This is a genomic window from Nonomuraea guangzhouensis, assembly GCF_019396345.1.
Taxonomy (GTDB): Bacteria; Actinomycetota; Actinomycetes; order Streptosporangiales; family Streptosporangiaceae; genus Nonomuraea; species Nonomuraea guangzhouensis.
The window spans coordinates 1-10,851 of record NZ_JAHKRM010000080.1 but is presented as its reverse complement, the minus strand read 5'-3'; the positions used below and the strand labels follow the sequence as shown (position 1 = coordinate 10,851).

Below are 10,851 nucleotides of genomic sequence, written 5' to 3'. Positions count from 1 at the left end.
TGGGGTATGGCATGCGCTCGCCCATAACTGTCAGTTGAGCGCACTCACACTGAACGTCAACCTATTTGCCGAAAATCCCTATCGAAACGCAGGGATTAAAGGCCCATACCGTTGCAGAACGTCCTCTCAGACTGTGGGCCACGTCTCCGACTACCGCTCGTGGGGACTCTCCTGGACCGACGTATCGCTCATCGGTCTGATGAAGGAAGGCGCGGCCAGGCTGCTCGTCAGGCACTACTCCGACGAGGAGCTCACCCCCTTCCAGTCCGCGGCGATGGAAGCCATGATCGAGTGTGGGATCCCGCGGACGGACGACCTGGACGACCTCTTCGGTGGCTCCGGCTGCGGCCCGTCACCCGTGAACAACCCCAGCGGCGTGCGCTGGAACACAGGTTTCGCCTACCTCGATCCGGTCCGGGACAAGAGCAGGCTTCGTATCGTCGACCAGGCGCTCGTCGACCGGCTCGAGCTCCCAGGCTCGGCGGTCCGCCGCGCCCATGTGCTGCGAGGACGAGAACGGCTCGTCGTGGAGGCCGACCGATTCGTGCTCTGCGGCGGCACTTACGGCACCCCTGAAGTGCTCCTGCGCAGCGGCGTGGGCCCGGCCGACGAACTGCGCGCCCTCGGTGTGCGCCTCTGCCTCGACCTTCCGGGCGTCGGCCGCAACCTGCATGACCACCCCATGCTCGAACTGCGCTTCGCGGCAAGTGACGAACTGGCGCGACGGCTCGCCGACTATGAACGGCTGCGCCCTCTGCCAGACGAGCAGGTCATGGGCAAGGCCCGCTCGACCGGCGGCAGTGCCCCCTACGACCTCCATCTCCTGCCGTGGACCACCCGCACCGCCAACGGCTGGGCCTGCGTACTCCCCGCCGCCTGCCTCACTCCCCGCTCCCAAGGCACGCTCCGGCTCTCCTCACTCGACCCCACGTCCAAGCCCATCGTCGACCACGCCTACCTGACGGATCCGGAAGGCGCCGACCTGGGCGTGCAACGGGAGGGCATCGACCTGTGCCGGCGCATGGCCGCTTCTCCGGCGCTGGCACCCCTGCTCGGGGCACCGCTCGACGAGTTCAGCGCCCGCCCAAGGGGGAACGCGGCAGCGATGCGTTCTTCCGCCGCCCACTACTGGCACCCGGTCGGCACCTGCGCGATCGGCCCCGATCCGGCCGCGGGCGCTGTGGTCGACAGCACGGGACGCGTGCACGGCAGCGACAACCTCTGGGTCATCGATGCCTCGATCATGCCCGTGATCCCTCGCGCCACCACCAACCTGCCTGTCGTCGCGCTCGCCGAGCACCTCGTCTACGATCTCGCCTGAATCACGGGACTTCAGAGGGGGAAACAGTCCCTCCACTGGGTGCGATGGCGCTGGGCTGTTGGAGCTGAGCCATTCGATCCGAAAAGATCTCGATTCTCTTTGTTTATGTCGATATCGAACGATCGCTATGGTGATTTTTATATCCATCACCCGCAGCCAAAAGGAAGCGATCATGTTCATGCACCGCGTTCAAGAACCGTCACTCCCAGGCCCCATGCGAGGTCCGGCATGAACGCGACAGATCCTGCCTATGTCAAGCCCGCGAACGGCCCGCTCGAGACGCCCTGGGCCGTAGCCGCATCCGTGGATGATACGCCCGCTGAGGCGGACTACCTGTGGTCGGCGTCCTGGACGTTGCCGTACAACTCCGTCTCCGCGCCCGTGGCCCGCGTGCTCGTGCGGACGCAACTGGCCGACTGGAGCGCGGATGAAGTCTCCGAGGTCGCCGAACTCCTGGTCAGCGAGTTGGTCACCGATGCGCTGCATCACGCGACCGGGCCGGTGCGGCTCACCGTCTGGCTGGTCGACGGGCTCTTGCGCTGTGAGGTCGAGGGTCGGCACCCGGTCGCTCCCTTGCCGCGCAGGCCGCTCGAACGCGGCGAGGGCGGCTATGGGCTGCGCCTGCTCGACGCGCTCGCCTGCTGCTGGGGCAGTGCCGCCACCCCGGCGGGCAAGGCCGCCTGGTTCGAGCTCCCCGCCACCGTCCGACAAAAAATCCCGGTTTCACATGCTTGACACATATCGAACGATCGATATGGTTCTAAGCATTGAAATACAGGAGGTCCCATGGACATCACCGGGACATGGCGTCGCGCCTGTCTGGCCACCGCCGCGAGCACATGCCTGCTCGCTCTGACAGCCTGCGGGGAGTCCGCCGGCGACGCCTCCGCCGACCGGCCCCTGGTCGCGGCCAACTACGGCGGAGTCACCGGCAAGGCGCTCAAGCAGGAGCTCGAAGACCCCTACACGAAAGCGACCGGTACGACGTTCCAGCAGGTCAACGTCGGCACCGGGTTCGCCGCCAAGCTTCAGGCCCAGGCTCAGAGCGGGAACGTGAGCTGGGATGTCATCGAAGGACTGGCCGGTGCCGACGCGGCGCAGCTCAACGCGCTGGGGCTCCTGGAGCCACTGCCCCGGGACGTGAAGGCCCGGCTGGAGAAGGTCTCTCTGCCCGGGACGGTCACCGGCTACGGCGTGGGCCTCGCCGAGACCGGCTACGTCATCGCGTGCAACACGGCCAAGGTGGCCAAGTGCCCGGCCGATCCGGCGCAGTTCTGGGACACTGCGGCCTTCCCCGGCCGCCGCGCCCTGCCCGACAACGCCGCCGCCATGCTCGCCACCGCGCTGGTCGCCGACGGCATGCCCGCGAAAGACGTGTTCCCGATCGACACCAAGCGCGCCTTCGCGAGCATGGCGAAGATCAAGCCACACGTCGACGTGTGGACGACCAGCGGTGACCAGCAGATGCAGGTGATGCGCGACCAGCAGGTCGATATGTCGATCATGTGGAACGGGCGGGCCAAGGCGCTCATGGACCAGGGCGTGAAGCTGCGGCTCGAATGGTCGGGCTCGCTCGTCAACCCCAACTACATGGTGGTGGTCAAGGGCGGGCCGAACGCTGCGGAGGCGATGCGCTACCTGGAGTGGTACGCCACCCATCCCGAGGCGCAGGCGGGGCTGGCCAGGCAACTCGCGTACGGGATGTCCAACGTCGAGACCGCGCGTCATCTCACGAGCGGCGAGGCGGCGCTGCTGCCAGCGGCCCACGCGCGGGACAATCAGGTGCGGCTGGACCCGCAGTGGTGGGTGGACAACCGCAAGGCGGTCGAGCAGCCCTGGCGAGAGCTGGTCGGCGGATGACCGGCCCGCTGAGCGTGCTGCGGGCGGCACGCCCCGGCCGCTGGCAGGCCCAGTCCTCCGCGGGCGTCGGGCTGGTGCTGACGGCGCCCGCGCTGATCCTGGTGGGCGGGCTGGTCGCCTACCCGCTGACGTCCCTGGTCATCGACACGCTGGGGCCCGAGGGCCGGGCCGCGCTGGTCTCGGTCCTGACCGCGGGCGCCTCCCGGCAGGCGCTGCTGCGCACGCTGTGGGTTAGCTTCGAGGTCACCGCGCTGGCGGTGGTGCTGGGGGCGTTCATGGCGTGGGCGTTGTGCACGGTCCGCAGCCGCCTGTGGCGAGTGGTGTTGTGGATCGCCGTGCTCGCGCCGTTCTGGATGAGCGTCGTGGTCAAGAACTACGCGTTCGTGCTGATCCTGCGCCAGGGCGGGCCGCTGAACCGGCTGCTGGTCACCCTGGGCCTGATGGACTCGCAGCAGAGCCTGCTCTACACGGAGGGTTCCGTGATCGTCGGCATGCTGTACGCGATGCTGCCGTACGCCGTGCTGCCGCTGTTCGCGACGTTCTCGGGCGTCGACCGCTCGCTCATCAGCGCCGCCGAGACGCTGGGAGCCGGCCGGGCCAGGGCGATCACGAGCGTCGTGCTGCCCCTCGCCGCGCGCGGCATCGTCGCGGCGGCGACGCTCGTCTACGTCATCTGCCTCGGCTTCTACGTGACTCCGGTGGTGCTGGGTGGACCCGGGACGCCGTTCGTCGCGACCATGATCGGCAGCTACGTCTTCGAGTACTTCGACATGCCGGGCGCCAAGGCGTTCGCGCTGGTGATCCTGCTCGCCGCGCTGGCCGCAGTCGTCGCCGGCCAGGCGCTGTCCCGGCTCCTGCCATCGGCGGGTGACAGATGAGGCGGCTCGGCACGGTGGCGTTCCGGACGCTGGTGGGGCTGACGGTGCTGTTCCTGCTGGCGCCCGCGCTGGTCATCGTCGCGATGTCCTTCTCGGAGACCTCCTACCTGTCCTTCCCGCCCCAAGGGCTCGGGCTGCGGCAGTACCGGTCGCTGCTGACCTCCGACGTGTGGGGCGTGGTAACCCTGCGGTCGCTGGTCATCGCCCTGCCGGTGGCGATGCTGGCGGTCGGCGCGGCCGTGCTGCTGGTGATCGGGCTGCAACGCACCCGCCTGCCGTACAAGAACGCGCTCGTCGCGGTCAGTACGCTGCCCATGCTGGTGCCGGGCGTCGCCCTGGCCGTCGCCGTCTACGGCCTGCTGGCCGGGATGCACGCGCTGGACACGTACGCGGGCGTCATCCTGGCGCATACGGTGGTCACGCTGCCCCTGGCGGTGCTGATCCTGTGGCCGGCCATCCGGGCGATCTCCAGCAACCTGGAGCTGGCGGCCATGACCCTGGGCGCCGGTCGGGCCCGCGCGTGGTGGGACACCACCGTACGGCTGCTCGGCCCGGCCATCGCCGCCTCCATGATCACCGTGTTCCTCACCAGCTTCGACGAGGCGGTGCTGGTCAGCTTCCTGTCCGGGCCGCGGACGACCACGCTGCCCAAGGCCATCCTCGACTCGGTCGTCACCGGGGTCGACCCGACGATCACCGCGGTCGCGGGCCTGCTCATCCTCCTCACGGCCGCGCTCATGACCGCCGGTGAAGCGCTCCTGCGCAGAAGTGGACGCCGATGACTGTCACGATCTCCCAGACCCGCGCCACCGCCGTCCCGCGGCTCGAACTCGACCGGATCACCAAGCGCTACGGCCAGGTCATCGCGGTCGACGACGTGTCGCTGTCCTTGGCGGACGGCGAGTTCCTCACCTTCCTCGGCCAGAGCGGGTCGGGAAAGACCACGGTCCTGAAGATCGTCGCAGGGTTCGAGAGCTGCGACGACGGCGCGGTGCGCATCGCGGGCTCGGACGTGGCACGCAAACCCCCACGCGAGCGGGACATCGGCATGGTGTTCCAGAACTACGCGCTGTTCCCGCACATGAGCGTCGCCGACAACATCGCCTACGGCCTGCGCCGGCGCAAATGGCCAGCGCAGCGCAGGCGAGCCCGCGTACAGGAGATGCTGGAGCTGGTGCACTTGGCCGAGCTGGGCGGCCGGACGCCGCGCGAGCTGTCCGGCGGCCAGCAGCAGCGGGTGGCCGTGGCCCGGGCGCTGGCCTGCGAGCCGCAACTGCTGCTGATGGACGAGCCGCTCGGCGCCCTCGACCGGGCGCTGCGCCTGGACCTGGAGCAGGAGATCCGGCGCATTCACCGCTCCACCGGCTGCAGCGTCGTCTACGTGACGCACGATCGGGACGAAGCGCTGGCCCTGTCCGACCGGATCGCCGTCTTCCACGCCGGCCGGCTCGTCGGGCTCGACGCGCCCGCGCGGCTCTACGAACGGCCCCCGACAAGCTACGTCGCCCGCCTGCTCACCGACGCGAACCTCACCGCGCTGCCCGACGGCACCGCTCTCCACGGTGAGGTGGCCGAGCTGTCCATCGGAGAGCGGCGCGTACGGATCAGGTCGACGGCCACGCAGACCACGGGCGCCCGGCTGGCGGTGCCGCGCACCGCGATCTCGCTCCAGCCTCCGCCGGGAGACCACGTCACCGTAGAGGCCAGGGTGAACGACATCGTGTTCCTTGGCGAACACGCCCGCGTCGACCTCGGCACCACCGCGTTGGGCGCCCTCATCGCCCATGTCCCCATCCACCAGACCGACGACCGAACCGTAGGAGAGACGTTGCACGTTCACATCGACCCCGCCAGATGCCAGGTGGTGATCTGACATGGGAGTGGACCTCGCACCCCGCGTCGTCACCGCCCAGGACTTTCTCATGGGGTCGATCTGGGAAGGTACCGGCGACGAGCTGCACACCAACCGCCTCACAGCCCGCAAGAGCATGTTCGGGCAGCGCATCCTGTCGGGCGTCACCGGCATGCTGCTGACGATCGACGCCTACCGCCCCGAGCTGATCTGGACCCCCATGTCCCGCCTGCGGTGGTCCTTCGACGCCCCGCTGTTCGAGGGTGCCCGAGTCGACGTACGGGGGGCCTCCTCAGGCGACGAGCACACCATCAGCGGCACGGCCGGTGACCAGGTCGTCACGCACGGGACTGTTGTCGCCGGGCAGCCCAAGCGCCTGCCCGGGCGTCCGGGGCGGGCGTCGGCGGGCCGCACCATGACCGAGGCGGACGCACTGCTCTTCCACAGCTGGCTCCCCAGCGACCAGGCGGATCCCGACCACATCCCGTGGCCGCTGATCGTGCTGACCGCCTCCGGCCTGATCGTCCGCGGCCGGCACCTGGGCGACTTCCACACCGTGCTCAACCGGGCCTTCACCTGGTCCTTCGGGCCTCCGCTCGCGCTGGAGGAGACGATCCACTGCGAGCTGGGTGAGGTGGAGCGCCGTCCGAGCGTCTCCCGCCCGGGGCTGGAGGTCGTCCGGTTCGAGGCGGGCGTGGTGGCCAGCGCCTCCGGAGATCACGTCGCGAGCGTCGAATGGGTGATGATATGCCAGTGACCCCCGCCCACCAGCCGCTCCTGCCCGGCACCGACCCGATCCGCCTGGCCGGCGCGAACCTGGCCGGACTGGCCCGCTGGGCGGCGCGCACGTGGCCCGACCGCCTCGCCTTCGAGCACGAGAACGGCGAGCGGCTCACCTTCGCCCAGCTCGCCGCCCGCGTGGCAGGCCTGGCCGGGCAGCTGAGCCAGCGCGGCGTCCGGCAGGGCGACGTCCTCGCCGTGTCGCTGGACAGTGGCTCCACCCTGCCGCTGCTCGTGCCGGCGGCGGCCCATCTGGGCGCCGCGATGGTGCCGCTCAACCCGGGCTTCACCCCGCCCGAACTGGACCACATCCTCGGCCTCGTCGAGCCCTCCCACGTGATCGCCACGCCCGAGTTCTGCCACGCACACGCCGATACGCTCCGGCGGCACGGGCCCGCCGTCGTCCCCTACCAGCGGCCCGTGCCGGGCGCCGAGCCGCTACTACACCCGGACGACGCACCGTTCGACGACCTGGGCCGTACCGACCACCTCGATACCCGAGTCCGGTTCGGCCTCACCTCAGGATCCACCGGCGTGCCCAAGGCGGTAGCCAAGACTCAGCGGCAGTGGCTGCTCGACGGCCGGGCCCTGGCGACCGTCATGGAGCTCACCGAGGACGACCGGGTCATGTCCAGCCAGCCCCTGTACTACGGGGACCCGTTCATGCTGCTCATGGCCGCCCTGCAGTCGGGCGCGACGGCGATCTACCTGTCGCGGTTCCGGTCGCAGACATTCATGGAGAACGTCGCGCGCAGGTCGATCACCAAGTTCATGACCATCGGCTCCATGCCGGCGATGCTGCTCAACACGCCGCCCGGCCCGCACGACACCGGGCACCGCGCCGTGGCCGCGTGGAGCGTGGCGGTCCCCCGCCACCTGCACGCCGAACTGGAGCGCAGGTTCGCGCTGCCCTGGCTGGAGCTGTACGGCACCTCGGAGATGGGCGTGACGATGGGACAGCCCCTGTCCGAGGCCCGGTCCGGTACCCGCGAGATCGGAGCCGGCTGGCTGGGCCGCCCGATGCCGGACGACGAGCTCCGGCTGACCGACGAGGACGGCCGGGTCATCGAGGGCGACGGCGTCGGCATGCTGGAGGTCCGCGGGCCGACGGTCACCGACGCCTACCACCGCCGTCCCGACGCCACCGCCGAGGTGTTCCTGCCGGGCGGATGGTACCGCTCGGGCGACATCATGGAGCGCCAAGGCGCCGATTACCGCTACCTGCGGCGGATGAAGGACATCGTGCGCCGGGCCGGCGAGAACATCTCGTGCCAGGAGGTCGAGGCCGCGCTGCGCGATCTGCCGGGCGTGGTGGACGCGGCGGTCATCCCGCGGCCTGACCCGATCCGCGGCGAGGAGGTCTGGGCGTTCCTCCAGGTGAGCGACGTGCCGACGCAGGAACCACTGGTACGCGAGCGGGCCGAGGCCGTGGTCGCCGCCGCCCGGGCGTCGTTGGCGCGGCACAAACTGCCCCGGTACGTGTCCTTCGTCGACCGCTTCGAACGAACCCCGACCGAGCGGATCGTCAAACGCCGCCTGGCGGAGCTGGGCGGCCAGGTCCCCTTCTGCGATCTCGGAGAGCGACGATGAACAGCAGCGGAAAAGCAGCCAAGAGCCCCGACGCAGGGCTGGCGCCGACCGAGCAGCGGCTGATGGACGCGGCCAGAGCCCTTTTTGCGACCAAGGGATACTCGGCGGTGGGCATCCGGGAGATCGCCCGCGAGGCCAGCCTGACCATCGGCTCCCTGTACCACTATGCCTCCAGCAAGGAGGACCTGTTCCTCAAGCTGATGCGCCGCAACTACGAGAGCGCCACCAGGAGCGCCCGGGAAGCGGCCACGAGCGGCTCGACCCCGGCCGAGCGCCTGGCCAACCTCGTCCGAGCGCACGTCACGCTGGAGGTGAGCGACAGCAACGTGTGGCGGCTGAACCGCTCCGAGCTCGAGGTCATCAGCACCGAGGCACGCGCGGAGCTGGTGGCGTTGCGTGACGAGTTCGAGCAGATCTGGCGGCAGCTCATCGAGGACGGCGTCGCCGACGGCAGCTTCACCCCCGACGACCCGGTCCTCGCCCGATTCTCCATCATCCAGATGTGCAACGGCGTGGCACTGTGGTACCGCCCGGACGGGCGGCTGTCACTGGATGAGATCGCGGCGGTCATCTCCCGCCAGGCATTGGCGCTGTTGCACGTCGCCTGAGCCGCTGACCCGCCTCATGAGGCAGTTGTCGCTCAGCGCTTTTCGTGTGCCCATTAGAGCAAGGGGGTGAAACAGTTCAGACACGGAGTCGGGAGTTGAGGAAACGCCCGTGTCAGATCGTGCGCTAAGCGTTCTGAATCTCTTGGGTGGTTGACCAGGGATGATCGTCCGCTACCTATGGCGAGTGGCACCTGCGTGTAGTCCTCGCCGAGTACGGACGCGATGTCAACCATCATCGCCCACATCAGGGCCGTTCGCTCCGCCCGCCGTTGCACGATCCCAGCGAGGTGATCGACATAGCTTCCCCGATCCACCGACAAAGGACCGTCACTGGACTGATCAGCGAGTACCGTAGAGCGGCCTGATCGCCCCCGCCAACCCCCCCAGCTCAGCAAGAGTATCCGCGTTCTGGCACCGCACACGCCTTCGAGGCATCGCAACCTCGGGCTCCCACGGAATCCCCGGTGCGACGGGGCCCTTCCTCCACAAGCGAGCCTTCGTCGCCCTCACTGTCAAACAGCACCTCGACCCCGAGCACCTATTTGGCCACGTGCTGCTGGACGAGTTCGTCTGCGGCGCGCCCAGCGACAGTGTAGCGATGCTTCGATCACTGTCCAAGCGCGCGATTTATATGCTTCAACCCATGAACCCCCCATCCCACGGCGTTGCGCTGGAGAGCCGGTGAGGCACCCTCTCGACGGAAGAACAGGACAGGTATGACAGTTGGAGAGATGCTCGGCGTTCTCGCGGCGGGCGTCGGTGCCGGTGCCATCAACACTGTCGTCGGCTCTGGAACGCTGATCACTTTTCCGGTTCTCCTTGCCACCGGTTTGCCGCCGGTCACCGCCACGGTCTCAAATGCGCTCGGCCTGATCCCCGGCTCGATCAGCGGGGCCATCGGCTACCGCGAGGAGCTCCGCGGCCAAGGCCGGCGCATCCTGAAACTGAGCGTCGGCGCCCTGGTCGGCGGCCTCACGGGTGCCACACTCCTGCTGGCGCTGCCCGCCTCGGCGTTCGAGAGGATCGTGCCCGTTCTGGTGGCGTTCGCTCTCGTTCTGATCGTCCTTCAGCCTTGGATCAGCAAGAAACTGCGCCATCGTGAGAGGTATGGCGACTCCGACGGCGGTTTGCTGCTGTTCGCTGGGCTAACGCTGGCCAGCGTGTACGGCGGATACTTCGCCGCCGCCCAGGGAATCATCTACGTGGCCCTGATGGGCATACTTCTCGATGAGAGCATGCGACGGCTCACCGCCATCAAGAATGTGCTTGTCGCCGTGGTCAACACCGTCGCTGCGATCTTCTTCCTCATCGCCGCAGAATTCGACTGGACCGCCGTGGTACTTCTCGCGGTGGGTTCCGCCGTCGGCGGCCAGATCGGGGCCACGGCAGGTCGACGTCTCAGCCCCGCAATTCTGCGGACCCTCATCGTGGTGGTGGGTACCGTCGCCATTGCCCAGCTGATGCTCCACTGAAATGGCTTCTAGTAGGAATGTCCTGAAGATCTTGATGGGTGGGTCGGCATGAGCCGGCTCACCCTCTTGCTACGCAGTGATCGGTTTGAGAGTCCAGATGCCGCTGGTATGGGTGAGTCCGAGGTTGATCAGGCGGCGGAGGTTGAGAGCGGCGGCGCGGTGGTGGAGCCAGCGGTCGTTGGCGTAGGCGCCGCGGTAGCGCAGGCGCCAGTTGCCGCGGGCGACCAGCCAAGCCACGGCGCGTTCGACCATGGGCCGCCAGCGCCGGTAGTCCTCCTGCCAGGCGGGATCGGTGGCGGCCTGGTGGCGAGCGGCGGCCTGCAGATCATGGTGCGGGCGGATCGTCACCACACGGCCGGTCTTAGTGCCCGTGTACAAACTGATCGTCAGTTCGATTGGGGAGATGCGGATCGCGCGAGCCGTCACCCCATGACGATGATCATCGCCCACAGGACCATGGCCTCGTGATGCTCGGATAACCGCTCATAGT

11 protein-coding genes are annotated in these 10,851 nt (G+C 68.6%); 10 read left to right on the top strand and 1 reads right to left on the bottom strand.

The window, feature by feature from the left end; genetic code table 11:
* The first annotated feature begins 133 nt into the window (after positions 1-133).
* From KME78_RS63040 to KME78_RS62995, 10 genes are all read left to right on the top strand, one after another.
* Positions 134-1,321 carry a GMC family oxidoreductase gene (locus KME78_RS63040; RefSeq protein ID WP_219539845.1) on the top strand — a complete coding sequence of 396 codons (1,188 nt, stop codon included), beginning with the start codon at positions 134-136 and terminating at the stop codon, positions 1,319-1,321.
* Between the two features lie 228 nt (positions 1,322-1,549).
* On the top strand, positions 1,550-2,056 hold the full coding sequence (locus KME78_RS63035; protein ID WP_219539844.1) for an ATP-binding protein: 507 nt from the start codon (positions 1,550-1,552) through the stop codon (positions 2,054-2,056).
* A gap of 51 nt (positions 2,057-2,107) precedes the next feature.
* Positions 2,108-3,181 (top strand): ABC transporter substrate-binding protein, encoded by a 1,074-nt coding sequence (locus KME78_RS63030; RefSeq protein WP_219539843.1) that lies wholly within the window; start codon positions 2,108-2,110, stop codon positions 3,179-3,181.
* Entirely contained in the window at positions 3,178-4,059 is an 882-nt protein-coding gene (locus KME78_RS63025) for an ABC transporter permease (RefSeq protein WP_219539842.1), read from the top strand. Before KME78_RS63030 ends, KME78_RS63025 begins: the two co-directional genes overlap by 4 nt.
* A complete protein-coding gene (locus KME78_RS63020) occupies positions 4,056-4,841 on the top strand; it encodes an ABC transporter permease (protein WP_219539841.1) in 786 nt (261 codons plus the stop codon). Before KME78_RS63025 ends, KME78_RS63020 begins: the two co-directional genes overlap by 4 nt.
* The gene (locus tag KME78_RS63015) at positions 4,838-5,932 is read left to right on the top strand and encodes an ABC transporter ATP-binding protein (RefSeq protein ID WP_219539840.1); all 1,095 of its coding nucleotides are present in this window, start codon (positions 4,838-4,840) and stop codon (positions 5,930-5,932) included. The genes KME78_RS63020 and KME78_RS63015 overlap by 4 nt, the downstream gene beginning before the upstream one ends.
* Before the next feature lies 1 nt (position 5,933).
* Positions 5,934-6,668 carry a hotdog family protein gene (locus KME78_RS63010; protein WP_219539839.1) on the top strand — a complete coding sequence of 245 codons (735 nt, stop codon included), beginning with the start codon at positions 5,934-5,936 and terminating at the stop codon, positions 6,666-6,668.
* A complete protein-coding gene (locus tag KME78_RS63005; RefSeq protein ID WP_219539838.1) occupies positions 6,659-8,281 on the top strand; it encodes a class I adenylate-forming enzyme family protein in 1,623 nt (540 codons plus the stop codon). Before KME78_RS63010 ends, KME78_RS63005 begins: the two co-directional genes overlap by 10 nt.
* The gene (locus KME78_RS63000; RefSeq protein ID WP_219539837.1) at positions 8,278-8,889 is read left to right on the top strand and encodes a TetR/AcrR family transcriptional regulator; all 612 of its coding nucleotides are present in this window, start codon (positions 8,278-8,280) and stop codon (positions 8,887-8,889) included. The genes KME78_RS63005 and KME78_RS63000 overlap by 4 nt, the downstream gene beginning before the upstream one ends.
* A 731-nt stretch (positions 8,890-9,620) precedes the next feature.
* The gene (locus KME78_RS62995) at positions 9,621-10,361 is read left to right on the top strand and encodes a sulfite exporter TauE/SafE family protein (protein WP_417629451.1); all 741 of its coding nucleotides are present in this window, start codon (positions 9,621-9,623) and stop codon (positions 10,359-10,361) included.
* Between the two features lie 69 nt (positions 10,362-10,430).
* On the opposite strand, the gene KME78_RS62990 is transcribed toward KME78_RS62995, so the two are convergent.
* On the bottom strand, positions 10,431-10,787 hold the full coding sequence (locus KME78_RS62990; protein ID WP_219539835.1) for a transposase: 357 nt from the start codon (positions 10,785-10,787) through the stop codon (positions 10,431-10,433).
* Positions 10,788-10,851 lie beyond the last annotated feature (64 nt).

Coding starts and splice junctions, on each gene's coding strand:
- KME78_RS63035 (WP_219539844.1), top strand. CDS start 1,550: ATGAACGCGACAGATCCTGCCTATGTCAAGCCCGCGAACGGCCCGCTC.
- KME78_RS63030 (WP_219539843.1), top strand. CDS start 2,108: ATGGACATCACCGGGACATGGCGTCGCGCCTGTCTGGCCACCGCCGCG.
- KME78_RS63025 (WP_219539842.1), top strand. CDS start 3,178: ATGACCGGCCCGCTGAGCGTGCTGCGGGCGGCACGCCCCGGCCGCTGG.
- KME78_RS63020 (WP_219539841.1), top strand. CDS start 4,056: ATGAGGCGGCTCGGCACGGTGGCGTTCCGGACGCTGGTGGGGCTGACG.
- KME78_RS63015 (WP_219539840.1), top strand. CDS start 4,838: ATGACTGTCACGATCTCCCAGACCCGCGCCACCGCCGTCCCGCGGCTC.
- KME78_RS63010 (WP_219539839.1), top strand. CDS start 5,934: ATGGGAGTGGACCTCGCACCCCGCGTCGTCACCGCCCAGGACTTTCTC.
- KME78_RS63005 (WP_219539838.1), top strand. CDS start 6,659: ATGCCAGTGACCCCCGCCCACCAGCCGCTCCTGCCCGGCACCGACCCG.
- KME78_RS63000 (WP_219539837.1), top strand. CDS start 8,278: ATGAACAGCAGCGGAAAAGCAGCCAAGAGCCCCGACGCAGGGCTGGCG.
- KME78_RS62995 (WP_417629451.1), top strand. CDS start 9,621: ATGCTCGGCGTTCTCGCGGCGGGCGTCGGTGCCGGTGCCATCAACACT.